Below are 18,182 nucleotides of genomic sequence, written 5' to 3' on the forward strand. Positions count from 1 at the left end.
ATTAAAACGATACAGTAGGACTGGGATGAATTTTATGCAGCCTCTGTCAGCGTAGTCACAGCACGCCAGAAAAATTTATACCAGTACTGCGTTGGAATATAACGTATCTGTTTTATTTGAAATTGACTATAGTACACACGCTTGAGGATAAAAATTATCATAAAGCCAACCCTGACAGTACTCATAAATTACATTACGTATTAAATCACATCATCAAACTTTGTCACTAGTAGCTGAGTTATTTTAAGATTGTCAGTGGCGATAATCTCAAAACGATAATTGGCATACTCGACACAGTCTGTCTTTTTAGGAATTTTACGCAGCATATACATCATAAAACCGCTAATGGTTTCGTAATTTTGGCTATGCGGTAAATTGACCATGCCCAATGAGCGAATCACATCTTCAATGGGCGTCATGCCATCAATTAGCCAAGAGTTATCTGTACGCTGGACAATCGGTTGCTCCTCTAAGGTGACCAGCTCGCCCATCACGATGCTCATTACGTCTTTAAGCGTGATCACCCCAACCACTAATGCATACTCATTTACAATGACGGCAAAATCTGCACCCGTTGATTTAAATGTTTCCAATACTTCAAACAACGATAATGTATCGGGAATAAACAGAGCAGGTTTTAGCAACGCTTTGTCTGTTAAACACACTTCTTGCTGCTCAAGTACTGAGGCTAAAAAGCTGCGTGATTCTACATAACCGATGATATGTTCTAAGTCATCGTCATTACAGACCAAGAATTTATTATGCGGCTGCTTAATCATCACAGCAACCACTTCTTCGGTGCTGGCTTTAGTATCAAAATAGACAATATGCTCGCGCGGATTCATGACTGAGGTTACGGTTCGCTCTTGCATCTCAAAGATATTTTCGATCAAATGATGCTCTTGATGCTTAATGACGCCGGCTTCCGCACCTGCATCCATCACCGCATAAATATCCTCTGACGTCATTTCATCTTGGCGTACGGTTGACACGCCTATGAGTTTAAATAGTAAATTTGCCGCCCCATCAAATACCCAAATAATCGGCTTAAAGATAAAAATAAAGAATATCATCGGGCGTACCATCTTGACCGCGATAGGTTCAGCGTTGGACATGGCCAAACGCTTGGGCATCAAGTCTGCAAACAACACAAACACACTGGTGACTAAGATAAATGACACCACCGACGCGGCAGTCTCATTGCCAAAAAGCTGCTGTAAATATGGACTAATGGCTGACTCGCCAATGACCCCTGCTAAGATAGCCACTGCATTGAGCGCCACTTGTACCACGGTAATAAAGCTGCCGGGTTGCTCTTGCATATTGAGTACATCGAGTGCTCGTACTTCGCCTTCCTTGGCCATGACTTGCAACTTGATTTTGCGGGCGGAGGCAAGCGCCAGCTCCGAACTAGAAACGATAGCGCTTAGCGCAATTAATATAAAAATAAACACACCAGCGGTTAGCAAGCTCATGACATACTCGGATAGAAATAGATAAGGTAGATAGATTTACAGTAATGATTGAAGATAATAATTGGTAGGTTTTGAGGTAAAAGACATTTAGTTATTAACATTTAGTTAGGCACAAAAACTAAAAAAGCTGGGCAAGCACCCAGCTAATTATAAAACAATTTTATGATATTAGATAAAAACTTAAATTTATCAAGCCTTTAAGAAATGGCTCTAAAAGGTTTTTGATAAATTCAGTATCAAGGCTTAGCCTTTTATTGACCATTTATTGACGAGCGGATAACGGCGCTCACGACCAAAGGCTTTATGGCTAATCTTAGTACCAATTGGTGCCTGCGAGCGCTTGTATTCACTATTGTCGACCATTTGAATAACCTTAGCGACCAAATCAGCATCAAACCCTTTATTAATAATATCTTGATAGCCCATATCTTCATCGATATAAGACATTAAGATACCGTCTAAAACATCATAATCAGGCAAGCTGTCTTGGTCTTTTTGATCAGGACGTAGCTCAGCAGATGGTGGACGCGTAATGACGCGTTCAGGAATAACAGGCGTATCTTCTAAACGGTTACGATAGCTGGCCAATTTATAAACTTGTGATTTATACACGTCTTTTAAAACGTCAAAACCGCCTGCCATATCGCCATATAAGGTCGAATAGCCAACAGCTAGCTCTGATTTATTACCAGTCGTAATGACCAAATGCCCAAATTTATTAGACAATGCCATAAGTACCACACCGCGTGCACGTGCTTGGATGTTCTCTTCAGTGGTATCAGCAGGCGACTTGTTGAATAGTGGCGCAAGCGTATGACGGATACCTTCGACTGCATCAAAGATAGGACAAACGGTATAAGAGACATTGAGACGGCGGGCTTGAGCTTGCGCATCCTCTAAGCTGATTTGAGAGGTATATTCGTAAGGCATCATGACTGCATAGACCTTGTCAGCACCCAGTGCGTCGACCGCGATACAGAGTGTCAATGCTGAATCAATACCGCCTGATAGACCGACGATGATGCCAGTAAACCCTGAAAGATTGACATAATCGCGTAAGCCTACAACCAATGCTTGGTACATCTCTGATTCACGGCTTAATGATAAAGGTGCTTTTGCTTGTGTATCAAATTTTGCTGTTTTTACATCAAAGCTTGCCAGTAGTAATTGATTCATAAAGCGTGAGGCTTCATGTGCGACGCTGCCGTCTGCTTGAATGGCCATAGAGCCACCGTCAAATACCAAATCATCTTGACCGCCAACGGCATTAAGATAAACGATAGGTAAGTTGTTTTCACGGCTACGCTTGGTCAGCATTGTTTTGCGAGTATCTTGTTTTTCGATCTCAAATGGTGAAGCGTTTAAGCTCACAATAAGGTCAGCGCCTTGCTTTTTGAGCTCGGCAATAGGACCTTTTTCCCATAAATCTTCACAGATCAGCAGACCAATGGTGATACCTTTATAATCAAATAAGACTTGATTACGTCCTTTATCAAAATAACGGCGCTCATCAAATACGCCATAGTTTGGCAAAATTTGCTTATGATAAAAGCCCTTTTGATGACCATTATGCAAGATAGCGGCTGAGTTAAAGGTGCCATGATGATCAACATGCGGATAGCCAACAATCATCACGATATCATCGATGTCGCTTAGGGTAGACAACGCACTTTTGATACGTCCTGAAAGACTAGGACGTAGCAACAAATCTTGCGGCGGATAGCCCAATAAGGCCAGCTCTGGGAAAATAATGACATCAGCACCTTGCTCGCGTGCTTGCAGTGCTAGGGTGCGCATTTTTTCAGCATTGGCTTTGATATCGCCAACTAAAAAGTGAGATTGGGCTAGGGCAAACGTAACGCTATCTTGCGATTTTGAAGCTTGGTTGCCCTTATTGGAAGCGGTAAGGTTGGGGTTGTCAGTATCTTTTGCAGTGTCTTTTGACATTGTTATTGTTCCTATCAATAGGTTATTTAAATCTGTTATATATTTCTTGGTTTCAAATAAAACCAAATGAAAATATGTTTCCGAAAACAACTCAAAATATGTATTTAAAATCATTCACTCAAAATAAGATGCTTAAATAGTGCATCAATATCATGAGCATCAAACATATATAGGCATGAATGTCATGCAAATGTGCCCTCTCAATTTATGCAGAACTGCTCTAAAAATAATGCTAAATACCATCTAGAGTAAGATCACAGACGAGAGGTGTTTTATAGACGCTAAGGGCTTACCTCAATAAAAGTAATAAAGCCAAACCAACAGAGCGTCATTTGAAAGCGTAAATCAATCCCTTTAGTATAACATCAATTGATGTTACTAATAGAACCAGCCAGTGATTTAGCTCTCTAGATAGCAGATATAAAAGTGCTTAAAAAGCGCATATTGATGATGTTTTTGTTAAGATAATTATGTTCCATAGGTTTTGGCAATCAACCTCAATGACGATACAGGCACTAACAAATTTGCTCCCAAGAAAGTTGTAAGTAAAGGTTACAACATAGCGTTATTTATTTGGATAATCTTGTTGCATAATAGTTTTTTGCTGTTAGCCTAATTAACCTTATAAAAGCAGATATTTTATCCAAATCTGTACTGCTCAAAATCTTCGCTAATGGATGAAAATTACAAACATAATCTGTGATTTAAACAACCCATTTATAAATTTTATAGTAGAACCGTATTAGGTTTCTGCTGGTCACCCTTGGTTTGCACGCTATGATTGAAAACTGGACAAAAGAATTTATTATTCAGCGTTTGCTGGCAATCACCTTATTGGTCGTGCTGTTTGTGCTGTGTTTTCAAGTGGTGCAGTTTTTTATTGTACCGGCACTGTGGGCAGCGATTTTGGCGTATGTGACTTTTCCTATTTATAACTTTTTTCATCAAAGAGTCAGATTTAGCTCAAATTTTAGTGCAGCGATTATGACCGTCAGTATTACTTTGATGATAGGCGTGCCCTTGGTAGCCGGTATTTTTATCTTACAGCAAGAAGCGCTAAGCCTGATCAGTAATTTGGTCTATCGTATTAAAGTGGGTTATCTGGACGTGCCTGATTCTGTTAAAGATTTGCCGATAATAGGACAGCAGGTCAAAGATGTGCTTTGGCGCATCAATAAAAACCCTGAAGGGACGCTAGAGGCTTTTCGTCTTTGGGTACAGTCGCATCTGTACTACGGAAAAATTGCCTTTGACGTCGTGTTCAGCAGTCTTGCCAAACTTGGTATGGCGCTTATGACGTTGTTCTTCTTTTATCGCGATGGCACCAGTTTGGTTCGCCAAATTCGACAAGCGCTGCGTAATATTATCGGTAATCGTATCGACGGTTATATTGACTCTGTCGGTACTACCACGCGTGCGGTGGTTTACGGTATCGGTCTGACAGCATTAGCACAGGCATTGCTTGCTGGTATCGGCTATTATTTTGCCAGTGCACCGAGTCCTATTTTAATGACGATTGTAACGTTTATCATTGCTCTCATTCCATTTGGTACGCCATTTGTTTGGGGCGGTGTCTCACTTTGGTTATTGAGCCAAGGGCATACGGTTGAAGGTATCGGCTTAGCACTGTGGGGTATTTTAGTGATTAGCTGGGTTGACAACCTTATACGTCCGATTGTTATTAGCGGTGCGACCAAAATTCCTTTTATTATTATCTTTATTGGGGTGTTGGGCGGTCTGACGGCTTTTGGTTTTGTGGGTTTATTTATTGGTCCTGTGGTACTAGCAATCGGACTTGCGGTATGGCGTGAATGGATATCACAGCATAAAAATGATCTGTTTGCCCAACAAGAAGAGCTGGATCAAGGTAAAAACTTGATTAAAGTGGATCAGCCGAGCCAAGACACACTTTTATAAGCGCGTTTATAGTAAAGCAATCATCTAAAGCGCTTAAAGTCATATATAAGATTATCTATATTCAATGAGACGGTAGCGAATACTATGAAAAACAAGGTAGATACGATGAGAAATCTCACTATTGTGGCTGATAGTAATATCGCAAGCCTTGATGAGTTCTTTAATCCTGTAGCGCTGGGTCAAAATACTGAGCAACAGGTGCAGGTCATACGTGTTGCTGGTCGTGATATCAATGCACAATTAATGGCAGATGTGCAGCCTGACGTTTTGTTGATACGCTCTGTCACTTCAATAAATGAATCACTATTAAGTGATAATAATAGCGTCAAATTCGTTGGTTCTGCGACCATTGGTACTGACCATGTCGATCAAGAATATTTGGCAGAACGCAATATTACCTTTGCCAATGCCGCTGGCTGTAGCAAGCATTCAGTCGCACAATATGTAGTGACTGCTATATTAACTTTACGCCCACAGTATTGGCAGCAATCCACGAAGCCATTAACATTGGGCATCATCGGACTTGGTAATATCGGTAGTACGCTAGCTCAGTATGCCAATGATTTAGGCTGGAAAATATTGGGTTATGACCCTTTATTAGCCACATCCGATATCAATAACGCTAGTCTTGAGCAGGTATTGAGCCAAAGCGACATAGTAAGTTTACATGTCCCTTTAACGGATAAAAAAGATACGGATGCGCAAGGTGCAACTAGCAACAGCAACAGCATTAGCAATAATGTCAGCGACTATCCAACGCGTCATTTAATTAATGCAGAAACTTTGACACTGATGTCGCCGCATACTATGCTGATTAATAGTGCGCGCGGACCTGTGATTGATGCCGCTGCCCTCGAAGCCGATATCGATGCGACTGAACGCCAAGTGGTATTGGATGTGTTTGAACATGAGCCGCAGATTTCTGAGAGTTTGCTCTCTAAGCTTGCTATTGCCACTCCGCATATTGCTGGTTATACCTTAGAAGGCAAGCTGCGTGGCACGCAAATTATTTATGACGCCTTATGTGAAAAATTGGCAGTACTACCTGTATTATCGATGCATCAGTTACTACCACTCAATACTTATCTATGGTTTGAGCTAAAAGAACACCCAGACAGATTGCAAAAGTTTTATGATATTAGAAAAGACGATGCGGCATTAAGAAATAAAATAACCAACGGTAAAGTTAAAGGTTCAGATTTTGATCAATTACGCCGTGATTACCATCTGCGCCGTGAATGGCAAGCACAAACAATCAGTGTGACTATTTAATTATCTGTTTTTACGATTTATGAGGCACTGTAACCAGTCATGAGTAAAGCCAATAATCAGCCTTTATCTAATCTAAGCTATGCCCCAACGATGACCCTTGCAATGGCGCAGCAGCGTGCAAAATTAATGAGTGTCATTCGTCAGTTCTTTGCCATGCGTCAAGTATTAGAAGTGCAGACGCCGCTATTATCGCAAGCAGGCAATACCGATACCTTTTTGCAATCCGTAGCCGCACAGGTCACGTATCAAGACAAGCCTTATACTTATTATCTGCATACGTCACCTGAATTTGCCATGAAGCGTTTGCTTGCCAGCTGGCAGGTGCCCATTTATCAAATCTGTCCAGTCTTTCGAGATAATGAGATCGGGGCGCGGCACAATATTGAATTCACGATGCTTGAATGGTATCAGCCAAATTATAGTCTGGATGATCTGGCAGCAGAGCTTGGTGAGCTATTGGAAGCGCTCTATGGTCATCCGATAATCATGAGTCATTATCGCTACATTGATGCTTTTATGGATTTTGTTGGTATTCACCCGCTGACCGCCAGTCTAGCAGCATTACAAGCCGTGGCAGAAGACAAAGGTCTGATAGGATTTGATTTTAATAGTGCAGAGAGCTGCGATAGCGAACAAGACCGTCGTCAAAGCTGGCTAGATTTATTATTTAGCCATGCTGTTGAGCCAAATTTGGGTCACGATTTGCCGACGTTGATTATTGAATATCCGCCTGCAACTGCCGCTTTGGCAAAAACCGCTATTGATAAAGAAGGGAATAAAGTTGCCAAACGCTTTGAGCTGTATATCAAAGGAATCGAGATTGCCAACGCTTATGATGAGCTAGCAGACGGGCAGGCGTTAAGGGAACGGTTTGAACAGGACAATCAATTGAGAGCGCGGCATAAGTTAGTACAAATGCCTATTGATGAGCATTTAATAGCAGCGTCTGATGATTTGATACCTTGTAGCGGGATTGCTGTTGGTTTAGATAGGCTGCTGATGGTGTTGACAGATGCAACGAGCTTAGAAGAAGTTATCTCATTTCCTAGTGGTTCGGCTTAGTCGCTCTTTGATAGATTCAACATAGTCGTTCCTTATTTTACAAGCCTATACTAAGAAAGCGAGTAAGCCTTTTGACTTACTCGCTTTTTTGTCTGTCATTTTATTTATAACTAACTAGTACGGGGCGCCATTATAATTTTGCAATAGCCTCAGCAATGTTTGTCTCACCATTATGCATACTAAATACGGTGTTAATGCTATTGTCTGCATTAAGTACAGCCGCTAGCGTAGTTGCGACATCTTTGATTGAGTTCTCACCAGAATTATCATCATTGATCGTAATTTTTCCAGTAGCGGCTCGCTCTTTTAACGCTCCTGCTTGTACGATGGTGTAATCCAGACTGCTGTTATTGATTAACCACTGATCAGCATAATGCTTGCAGATATAGTATTCTTTTAAATTTTCAATAGCTGAACTGTCCCATTTACTGGTGTCTAACGAAAAGACGGTACTTAGCATGATATAGCGCTTAATGCCTTTGTCCTCTGCGGCTTGCATGGTTTTGACCGCCCCATGTAAATCTACTTCTAAGACGTCTTTGCCGCCAGACCCAGCAACGAAATACACGGCGTCGATATCTTGCTCAATTTGCTTTTGAATCGTATCTTTATTTGCGGTGATATCTAGATCTAGTTGGCTATAATTATCGTCATTGAATAATCTTTCTTCTTGACGGGTGGTACCGATCACTTGATGGTTATCTGCTAATAGTTGCTTAACCAAATCAGTACCCACTCGACCACTTGCGCCTATCACTAAAATCTTCATAATCATTCCTATTTTTATTTGCGTTATCGTCGTTTTACAAACTCATTGTTTTAAATGTTGAGTACAGCCTAACAAGAAAAATCGGCACGCTTCGTTATGAAGCGTGCCGATTGCATAGTGTTTGGTTATAGAGTGTATACGGTTTGCAAGGAAGTAAAGCGCCTATAGTGATTTTGAAATAATAGAGAGAACGTTATTTATAAAAGATTAGCGTACCAATTTATTTAGCCCATCGGCAAAGGCTTTTTTATCACGATCGCCATAAGGTTTTTGTCCGCTCATCTCTTGCAGCTCAAGCACGCCAGTACCACGCATGGTGTCCATAAAATCACGCATATTGAGCTTCTGCTTAATATTATTTTTGTCATAGACCACACCGCGTGTTGTCAGTACCATGCCACCTTTGTCCAAAATATCATTGGCCAAAGGGATGTCACTGGTAATCGCCAAATCACCCGGCTGAATCTGCTCAACAATATAATCATCGGCTTTATCAAAGCCAGAGGGCACGACAGTCATCACCAGTAGAGGCGATTTACGCAGTTTGATTGGCTGATTGGCGACAAATATCGCCATCGTTTGTGTGCGCTCAGCGGTCTTAATAATCAAGTCTTTGGCAATCAAAGGCACTGAATCTGCATCTACCCAAATCTGCATTATTTCTTAGCCTTCTCTGCTTTAGAGTTGGTTGACTCAAAATTTTGTTGCTCATTATCATCATTTGCTAAGCTTTCTCTATTTTCAGCGCCAGCCTTTACTTTAGCAGTAATTAGATCATCTTCTGCTGTTATCGGGTTATTGATGGGCGTTACCTTTTTATCAAGACCAACTTTATTAGGCAGTACGGCGACCAGCTTTGCCAATGCAGGCTCTAAGTCAGCTACATCATTGGGCATCAAGGTAATATGGGCGATTTTACGGTCATCGCGCTCCGCTTTATGATAGCTATGATAATGTACGCCATCGATATTGAGCACTTCACTGATATCAGGATATTGCCCCAAGACATTAATCATAATTGCTGGATAGACATTGTCAGTATCGCCTAGTGGCAGATTGACTACGGCACGAATATGATTCTCAAACTGGCTGGTGACAGCACCTTCAATACTCCAATGACCAGAGTTGTGCACGCGTGGCGCTATTTCGTTGGCAAGTAGAGTATCATTGCCGCGAGCATCTTTGGTCACAAATAGCTCAAGCGCCATCACCCCAACATAGCCCAAATGGTTCATGACGTTGGTAATAGCATCGGTCGCTTGTTTGAATAAATGACTGGTACCAATAGCTGGTGCTTGAGTTTTGGCTAATATACCCTGATGATGATGGTTTTCGACCAAATCATAACAGCGTACCTGACCGTTTTGACCTCGTGCGGCGATGATAGAAAGCTCACGACTAAAGTGAATAAAACCTTCAGCAATTAATGGCGCTGGCGTTTGTGTAAGCGTGCCTTTACCCGTAACTGCATCCTTTAGTTCTTGCCAAGCTGCTTTGATATCGCTGTCTTGTCTAATCACAAACTGACCTTTGCCATCATAACCGCCTCGGCTAGTTTTTAGGACGATAGGTAATCCAAGATCATTACAAGCTTGCTGTAATTCTGCCTCTGAACTAACAGACACAAAAGGTACCGTTGCGATATCAAGCGAATTAAACATCTGCTTTTCTTTTAAGCGATCTTGCGCAATATCTAGGGCAATCGTTGGCGGAAACATGCCTTGTTTGCTGCCAGATTTTGATAGATTTGCTAGTTGCTGAACGGTAGCAGTTGGGGTATTTTCAAACTCCAAAGTGAAGACGTCAGCTGCTTCAATAAAGGCATCTAATTGCTCGCTGCTAAAAACGCGTCCATATAGACTGGCCGGACAGTCAGCGCTGTCTTCCAAAAACACACATTGATAGCCCAATGGCATAGCCGCTTGTGCCAGCATCATGCCAAGCTGACCACCGCCTAAAATACCGATGGTGCGGATGGTTTGAGTAACAGGGTAAGCGTTCGCTATGGTCATGGCAGGCTCTTTGATTCAGATAAACAAGGGGTTAAATGCTTCAATATATGAAAATATAAATGCATATGGGTATAAAAGTCTAACGAGTTAAAATAGGAAAAGGTGCATTGTATGCACCTTATATTTAGTAAAACTTATCTAAAAATAAATATCAAGTAAACCCGCTTATATTTAAAATAAACGATAGAAATGGTAAATATAATAATTATTTTCCAGTCGCTTAATTTAAATACTAAGTATTAATAATACCGGGCGTTGGACTGGCAAGAATGGTGTCAGTTTGCGCTTGACGCATATTATCCAGCTTAGTCGCAATCGACTCATCATGTAATGCCAACACTTGAATCGCAAGCAGTGCCGCATTATAAGCGCCTGCTGAGCCAATAGCTAATGTGCCAACTGCCACGCCTTTGGGCATCTGAACGATAGACAGTAAGCTGTCCCAACCACTCAGCATAGAGGATTTTACGGGTACACCAAACACAGGCAGCGGCGTTTGACTGGCGCACATACCGGGCAAATGGGCTGCTCCGCCAGCGCCAGCGATAATCACTTGCAAGCCGTTGCCTTTTGCGCTTTTAGCATAATCGAATAATCTGTCAGGCGTACGATGTGCTGAAACCACTTCACATTCAAAGGCGATATCAAAGTCTGCAAGCAATTGTGCTGCTGCGCTCATGGTTGCCCAATCAGACTGCGAACCCATGATAATGCCAACTTTTGGTTGACCAACAGGGGAGGTGATAGGTGCGTTCTGATCAGTAGCGTTAACCGTCGCTGAGATAATGCTCATGCTTTGATATCCTCAAAAAGACCATCATACAAAAATTTTGCTGTATTCGTAAAGTCAAGTTTGCGCTTTAATGCCAAATCACGCGTATAAAACATCATACATCTCAAAGATAGCCAAGTATGCGAGCCTCTTAATCATGATGATATTGGATAAAACGGCTGGTCTTCAACGGTAAAGGCTGCTCACTATCGAGCTGATAACAGGTCAAATAACCGCTATCGACGGCTGCCGAATAATCGGTACAGACCACTTGTGGACTGAGCGGCTCAGGGTCACCCGTTAGCCAATAATGTCCGACAAATACAGGTTTGTGGGTTTTTAGAGTGAAGTCAATATTGTCAGCCAATACATCTTTAGGGATTTGTGCCAATGCCGATAAAGGTGCGCGCGCTACTTCATAAAGACTGCGTGTATTCAACTTATCAAGCCACCAGCGTACTCGTACGCGCGTGCGCTTAGTACCTTCTTTATCGACCATCACTAAGCCTTTAGGCAGCGGCGTTTCAACGCCTTTTAACACGCGCTCTAACGCATCAAATTCTACAGTACCTTCTCTAGAGGTCGAGATCAGCCCATGGACTGTCAGGCAATTGTTCTCTGTCAATAACGGCTGCAATATCGCCATGCTGTCGACATCCCAACAAGCATGCACAAAGCAGGCATAGTCGGTTTCAAGCCACAAAGGAATCTCATACAAGCGTCGTAGCCAATATTGATGTGTCTCTGAACCAAAGGGTACTTCTGCCAAAAACGCCTCATGCTGACGAGTATGTATCTCATTATGTGAGCGCAGATATTGACTGGTATCATCAGGATCGAGGGTGGCAAAGGCGAGAGCATTATATTCATGATTGCCCATCACTGCATCAGCAACATCGGCATCGAGCATAGCAAAAACGATTTCTAATGTCGCTACCTGCTGTGAGCCGCGATCAATCAAATCTCCAATGAATAGCGCACGATGACCGGCTGGCGGCACAAAGCACTGACCATTATGCACATAACCCAATTGCTGTAACAATCCAACCAGTTTGTCTGCATAGCCGTGAATATCGCCGATAACATCTATAATCATAATAAAGTTTCAAATCTTAAATATAAAAGGGCGTAAAAAGCGGTTTTGTGAAAATGATAGCCACTGTTATCCGTGTTTTCTTGGTTCGTTACTGCTATTTTCAGTCATTTTTTTAAAACCCAGGTGACAACAGCGCATTTAGAAAATGCGGCAGGACTTGTGGCTCTAGAACAATCGTGGCTATCACCCCAAACGCGCCGCCCCACATATGGGCCATATGATTGATGTTTGAGCCGCCGCGTTTATCAGAATAGATACTGTAAGCGACATAGGCCACTGCAAATAAGATAGCGGGAATAGGGATGATCGCAAACAGATAGATTTTTTCCCAAGGAGCAAGCAATATAAACGCAAACAATACAGCAGAGACACCGCCTGACGCGCCAAGGCTTAAATAGCTGGCACTTTGCTTGTGCTTAATATAACTTGGAATCATCGCAACAATAATAGCCAGTACATAGAAAAGCAGAAAGCCATAACCGAACAAAAACTTTTGGTATAAGCCCTCAATGGCACGACCAAAAAAGTATAAAGTGAACATATTAAAGAGCAAGTGCATGCTGTCAGCATGGATGAATCCATGAGTCACAAAGCGATCCCATTGACCATTGTTCACTGCTGGGGGATAAAAAATCAGTCGATTAAACACTGCTTTGTTTTGCCACGCCAATAGACTGACAATAACCGTAATAATAATGATAAGCGTCGTCTGGTTAAACAAAGGATAGTCCTTAGGTTGGGTCTGATAGATAGCAGTGATAAGTAAGACAATACTTATAACATAGGTTGTGTTGGTTATTGTCATCCAAATATGAATAATAAACAGCTACGTATTTATCTTAATAATAGTAGCAGCGATTATCATGCAAAAACCAATATGCGACAAAATTGTGCTTTAATGCTTGGTTATATTGAATAATATAACATCGTACGAGTGACAGTGAGTAATGCTTCGTATACTGACAGTAACGACTGATGCTATGACCAATCAAAATATATCGACTATATATGTAACATTAACGCTGACAGAGGCAGTAACTTATGAGTATCATCGATCAACTAGAGCAAACGGTGACCCCAGCTATATTGGGTAACAATGGTAGCGTCTCCCATGTCAGCTTATTGGAACAATTTTATGCGATTTTGGCATCGCGTTTGGCATTGCCACATATCTACTCACAGTTATTGCGTATTGATGCCACCGTTACCAATGACAATGTCGCACAACCGCCGTTATTTGAGCAACTTTGGCAAACCGCAAGCTTACGTCGGTTGATGATTCAAGAGCTGGCAGCGACCCATCATATTGATGAGTTTACGACGATGCAGCTACTGATGAATGCCGCGCCACTGGCCTATCAAGAGTTAAAAATACTGGCAAATGGACAATTTTTGCCAGCTTTTTTGCAAGGTGAACAAGCCTCATTGCGCCCTTATTTGCCGATATGGTCCGCACCTATCATTGGCGCGCCGCAGCATACTGATGATGAGCTGTTTCAGAGCCAGAGAGTATTGGCAGGGACTGTGATACCAACTGTTGCTTTAAATAACTATAAGCCCGCCGCTGTCGATATTATCGCTTCACCGAGTTTCACAGCAGAATCGCCGATACCAACTTTAGATGAGCGTCTCAGCACTGATTCGATTCATGTCAGTCCAGCAGAGCATCATTTGGCAGAAAATAGCAGCCTACGCCGAGAAAAAACACGTACCCGTAATCAACGCAATGATATGTTGCTATGGACATTTGTATTACTAGGGGCAGTGACCGCTATTGGACTTGTGTGGGCATTATTAATCAAGCCAAATGACACGCCGCCAGTAGAAGCTGCGGTGACAACGCCAGTTGTCGTGTCGCCTGTGATTGAACCGCCAGTACAAGTGGTAACGCCAATTGAGCTCATAGTTGGGGTGGATAACAATGGCAGTCTTTATACTTGTAGTGGGTCAGTGGGCGATGTCGCGCTACAAAGCCTATTACAACAGGCGCTCAATACTAGCTTTGGTGAGCAAGCAGGGATGTGTCAGTTAACTGTCAAAGAAGGCGTTGCAAGCAGTGTTGTCAATATGCCAATAGAGGTATTACCTAATGTGCTGACATTATTGAAAGCAGCGCCGTTTGCGCGCTTACAATTACAGAATGATCGCATCACGGTAGAGGCGCCTGATGCTATACAGCTACAGCGCTTAATGACAGATATGCGTACATTGCTGCCATCGATGATGATTGAGAGTACTGCACCACTACCATTACCTACCAACCCTAATGATATGAATAATGGTATCGTGGAGCAACAAGGTATGGCGACTAATAATTTTAATAATCAATTTGAGAATGCGTCTGCCAATAACAATGCTAACAATGTGGAATATCAAGCACCAGACGATGAGACCAACGATAGTGTGATGCCAGCACCTGTCAGAAATAATAATACTAATAATTTTAATAGCGCGCCTTCAGGTTCAAATGGCTCTATCTCTTTATCTGAAGTTGACGACATGGCAAACAATGTCATTGTGGTTGAACCTGCTCAAGTCAGAAGATAAGTCACTAACATTTTTAAAGACTATAAAACGTTAAAAAGTGTCTTATATTTTATAAGGCACTTTTTTGTTTCCAATAATAAGCAGTTTTTTAGGCAATATTTGATTGGCACTGTTTTAATATTGCAATTTAACGTTGAGCTGAATATAGATTCGCAATTTTTACTTTATAAGTATCATAGTTACGAGTAACAACTGAAATATTACTTATTGTAGCATTTGCACAACAGCGCGTTGATTGTGAACGCCTTCTTAATACTTTTATAATAACGAAAGCTGAATCTGGTCATTGCCCATTTTATAGCGTGGCTAGGTGTTATTTCAGACGATTAAATTTTAGATTACTACTGTTATAGATTAGCACTGACATAACGCGCTTTTTTTTGAGCGCGTAAACGATATAAAACAAGTCACATAAAATAATGATGAATCGAGGAAGGATGCTATGGATATTATTAGTCATTTGACACGGACAGTCAGTCCAGCGGTACTTGGAGACGATCACAATCCTGCCAAGAAAAACTTACTTGAACAGTTCTATGCTATTTTTGCGGCGCGTCTAGCAGACAATCAGACCCATGACCGTTTTGCCAATGAAACGATTGCTCGTGATGATCAAGGTTTTTATGATCGTGTATGGACAGAAGACGCACATCGCGACCAAATTGCCCGTGAGCTTGCGGGTAAGCATAACATCGATGTCACGGCTGTTCGTGGCCTAATTGCTATGGCAGCACCGCTTGCTTATCATGAAATCAAAAGTTTGGCAGGCACGACGCCTGTACCACAATTTTTGAATGATAATAGTGACAGTTATCAGCGTCATATCCCTGTATGGGCAACGGCTGTATTGCCTGTTGGCGCGATTGCTGCTGCTCCTGTTTCTACGGGTACGCGTATATCAGATACCGTGAGCACCGCGCCGCTACAGCGTGAAGAAGAAAAAGACGGCAGCTTTATGAAGGCACTATTACCTATTATTGGTTTGATTATTTTAGGTGCTTTGGCATGGGCGTTATTAAGAGGCTGCCAAGATAAGCCTGAGCCGGTCGGCAAGCCTGTTGTAACAGAGCAACAAGCAGCAGATGGTGCTGGGCAGGCAGTTGCAGCCGATATTGCACCAGCATCCTTGCGTATTACTACTGATGAAAATAGTGAGCTATATGCTTGCCGTATGGATGTGGGTAATGACACGCTACAGAGCAATGTCATGACTGCACTGACTGGCGTGTTTGGTGATGCCGCCAATAGTTGCCGTACAGATATCGATAATAACTTCTCAATCGATATGCCAGCGACTGCGCAGCTTGCCACTATTTTGCCTATTTTCAAAAATGTTCCAAATGCCAGTATGCTGGTTAAAGACGATACGATTACGGTCAATGCGGCTGATACCGCCGCTTTAACCAAATTGGTATCTGATTTACAAGCTGCTGCGCCAGCGATGACGGTCATTGCTGAAGGTCCACTCGATGAGCAAACTGAGATTGCTGCTAGCCTAGCAGCGTCTGAGGCAGCCATGGATAATTTGGGGCAAAACCCAGATCCTCGTGATGTCGCTCGCGCCTTAAGTCTACAAGTGGTCAATTTTGAAGTAGATAAAGCGGTGATTCCTGATGCCAATAAAGCGATATTGGACCGCGCTGTGAAGCTAATGGAGCAAGTGCCTGATATGACGCTGATGATTATCGGTCATACCGATAAAACAGCGGATGCTGCTTATAATATGAAACTGTCAGAAGAGCGTGCTCAGGCAATGAAGGCGTATTTGGTCGCCCAAGGTGTTGATCCTAGCAAGCTTATGACCAAAGGTATGGGTGAGACCGATCCTATAGCGGACAATACGACAGACCAAGGTCGTTTCCGTAACCGCCGTATCGAGTTTGTGGTTTATGACGAAACGACTACAGCCAATGATGGCTTAGCGATTAATAGTGATGCGCTTGATCCAGACCTAAATCCATTAGACAGCGACAACGATGATTTAATGCCAGATGCTGATGATGCTAGCCGTGGTACGGCATTGGATCCAGCTGCAACCAATTAAGCGAAGCGTTAAGATACATTGAATTAAACTATAAATCAGAAAAACCGCATCTTAATCAAGGTGCGGTTTTTGTCTTGTCTATTCTCCTATATCGAATTAACTTGATTGCCATTTATTAGATGTAACTGGTTGGGTCTTTTAACTCAAGATTAGCGGATGCCTTAGAGTCTAATTGAGTAGGAAAAAACGTCTGTGAGATATTCTCTTTTGCTTGTTGCCAATAGTCAAACTGCTGACAAGTCGATTCAAGGTTACCTTGCCAAGCGGGTATCTGTCCACACATGGTTTTGATGCGTTTTTGATTGGGATAGGGCAGATCTTGCGCCGCTTTTGCTGCTTCATGAGCCGCGACGCGATCATTACAAACCAAAGCAATATCACAGCCAGCTTCGATCGCTGCTTTGACGCGCGCACTGACATCACCCGCAGCTTTTGCCCCTGCCATAGACAAGTCATCAGAAAACAACACCCCGTCAAAATTTAGCTGCTCACGAATAATGTCTTTGAGCCAAATCTTAGAAAAACCCGCTGGTTTATTATCTACTTGCGAAAAAATCACATGTGCTGGCATCAAAGCATCAAGCCAAGGCAACGTTTGCGCAAATGGCTGCATATCACTGTTCATAATCTCATCTAAGCTACGATCATCGATGGCTTCTGCCACATGTGAGTCGGGGGCTATTGCACCGTGACCAGGGAAATGCTTACCCGTCGTTGCCATGCCAGCGGCTTTCATACCACGCATAAACTGGCTTGCCAAAGCAGTGATAGCTTGCGGCTCATGGTGGAAACTGCGATCACCGATAACTTGGCTGATACCATCTCTATCGAGCACCGGTGCAAAGCTCAAATCAATCCCGACAGCCAATACTTCAGCTGCCATTAAATAGCCACAATCATATGCACAGTCTAGAGCGCGATTGGGGTCTTGGTTAAATAACTCACCAAGTCTTCCCATCGCTGGCAGTGGCGTAAAACCGTTACGCAATCTGGCAACGCGCCCGCCTTCTTGATCAACCCCAATCAGAATGTCAGCATTGTGACAACGTATGTCGTCACATAGCGCGCGCACTTGGGCGGCATCGGTGACGTTTCTGGCGAATAATATGACCCCACCAACTTGTGCTTGTCTAATTAAGCTGACATCTTCAGCCGTCAGCGCGGTACTATCGATATCAATCATTAAAACGCCATACATTGCGTGATCCTTATGAGGTTATATATTGTTATATGCTACGGTAAACTAAAAAGTCATAAGAAATGACATCT

The 18,182-nt window shown here is 42.5% G+C and carries 14 protein-coding genes; 5 read left to right on the forward strand and 9 right to left on the reverse strand.

Annotated elements, in window-relative coordinates; translation table 11 throughout:
- Positions 1–200: 200 nt before the first annotated feature.
- Both H0262_RS02000 and H0262_RS02005 read right to left on the reverse strand, forming a co-directional pair.
- Complete coding sequence (locus H0262_RS02000; RefSeq protein WP_181209502.1) at positions 201–1,475, reverse strand: hemolysin family protein; 1,275 nt, start codon at positions 1,473–1,475, stop codon at positions 201–203.
- Between the two features lie 243 nt (positions 1,476–1,718).
- Positions 1,719–3,422 (reverse strand): NAD+ synthase, encoded by a 1,704-nt coding sequence (locus H0262_RS02005; protein WP_149408889.1) that lies wholly within the window; start codon positions 3,420–3,422, stop codon positions 1,719–1,721.
- A gap of 777 nt (positions 3,423–4,199) precedes the next feature.
- On the opposite strand from H0262_RS02005, the gene H0262_RS02010 reads away from it, so the two are divergent.
- From H0262_RS02010 to epmA, 3 genes are all read left to right on the forward strand, one after another.
- Entirely contained in the window at positions 4,200–5,339 is a 1,140-nt protein-coding gene (locus H0262_RS02010; RefSeq protein ID WP_181209503.1) for an AI-2E family transporter, read from the forward strand.
- A gap of 105 nt (positions 5,340–5,444) precedes the next feature.
- Positions 5,445–6,611 carry a 4-phosphoerythronate dehydrogenase gene (locus H0262_RS02015; RefSeq protein WP_181209504.1) on the forward strand — a complete coding sequence of 389 codons (1,167 nt, stop codon included), beginning with the start codon at positions 5,445–5,447 and terminating at the stop codon, positions 6,609–6,611.
- A 39-nt stretch (positions 6,612–6,650) separates the two neighbouring features.
- A complete protein-coding gene (gene epmA, locus H0262_RS02020) occupies positions 6,651–7,673 on the forward strand; it encodes an EF-P lysine aminoacylase EpmA (protein WP_181209505.1) in 1,023 nt (340 codons plus the stop codon).
- Positions 7,674–7,803: 130 nt separating this feature from the next.
- Here epmA and H0262_RS02025 read toward each other — a convergent pair whose 3' ends face one another.
- The 6 genes from H0262_RS02025 to H0262_RS02050 form a co-directional block, all read right to left on the reverse strand.
- Positions 7,804–8,442, reverse strand: a complete 639-nt coding sequence (locus tag H0262_RS02025) for an NAD(P)H-binding protein (protein ID WP_181209506.1) — start codon at positions 8,440–8,442, stop codon at positions 7,804–7,806.
- Positions 8,443–8,649: 207 nt separating this feature from the next.
- The gene (locus H0262_RS02030; protein WP_011279582.1) at positions 8,650–9,099 is read right to left on the reverse strand and encodes a YaiI/YqxD family protein; all 450 of its coding nucleotides are present in this window, start codon (positions 9,097–9,099) and stop codon (positions 8,650–8,652) included.
- Complete coding sequence (locus H0262_RS02035; RefSeq protein WP_181209507.1) at positions 9,099–10,454, reverse strand: 5-(carboxyamino)imidazole ribonucleotide synthase; 1,356 nt, start codon at positions 10,452–10,454, stop codon at positions 9,099–9,101. The genes H0262_RS02030 and H0262_RS02035 overlap by 1 nt, the downstream gene beginning before the upstream one ends.
- 232 nt (positions 10,455–10,686) lie before the next feature.
- Entirely contained in the window at positions 10,687–11,247 is a 561-nt protein-coding gene (gene purE / locus H0262_RS02040) for a 5-(carboxyamino)imidazole ribonucleotide mutase (RefSeq protein WP_181209508.1), read from the reverse strand.
- 130 nt (positions 11,248–11,377) lie between these two features.
- Entirely contained in the window at positions 11,378–12,322 is a 945-nt protein-coding gene (locus tag H0262_RS02045; RefSeq protein ID WP_181209509.1) for a metallophosphoesterase, read from the reverse strand.
- Positions 12,323–12,434: 112 nt separating this feature from the next.
- The gene (locus H0262_RS02050) at positions 12,435–13,043 is read right to left on the reverse strand and encodes a rhomboid family intramembrane serine protease (RefSeq protein ID WP_133103801.1); all 609 of its coding nucleotides are present in this window, start codon (positions 13,041–13,043) and stop codon (positions 12,435–12,437) included.
- A 320-nt stretch (positions 13,044–13,363) separates the two neighbouring features.
- Between H0262_RS02050 and H0262_RS02055 the strand changes: the two genes are divergently transcribed.
- Together H0262_RS02055 and H0262_RS02060 are read left to right on the forward strand one after the other, a co-directional pair.
- Positions 13,364–14,869, forward strand: a complete 1,506-nt coding sequence (locus H0262_RS02055) for a hypothetical protein (protein ID WP_181209510.1) — start codon at positions 13,364–13,366, stop codon at positions 14,867–14,869.
- A 442-nt stretch (positions 14,870–15,311) separates the two neighbouring features.
- A complete protein-coding gene (locus H0262_RS02060) occupies positions 15,312–16,913 on the forward strand; it encodes an OmpA family protein (protein WP_181209511.1) in 1,602 nt (533 codons plus the stop codon).
- A 115-nt stretch (positions 16,914–17,028) separates the two neighbouring features.
- On the opposite strand, the gene nagZ is transcribed toward H0262_RS02060, so the two are convergent.
- Positions 17,029–18,111, reverse strand: a complete 1,083-nt coding sequence (nagZ, locus tag H0262_RS02065) for a beta-N-acetylhexosaminidase (protein WP_181209512.1) — start codon at positions 18,109–18,111, stop codon at positions 17,029–17,031.
- Positions 18,112–18,182 lie beyond the last annotated feature (71 nt).

The organism is Psychrobacter sp. D2, from assembly GCF_013608135.1.
GTDB lineage: Bacteria > Pseudomonadota > Gammaproteobacteria > Pseudomonadales > Moraxellaceae > Psychrobacter > Psychrobacter cryohalolentis.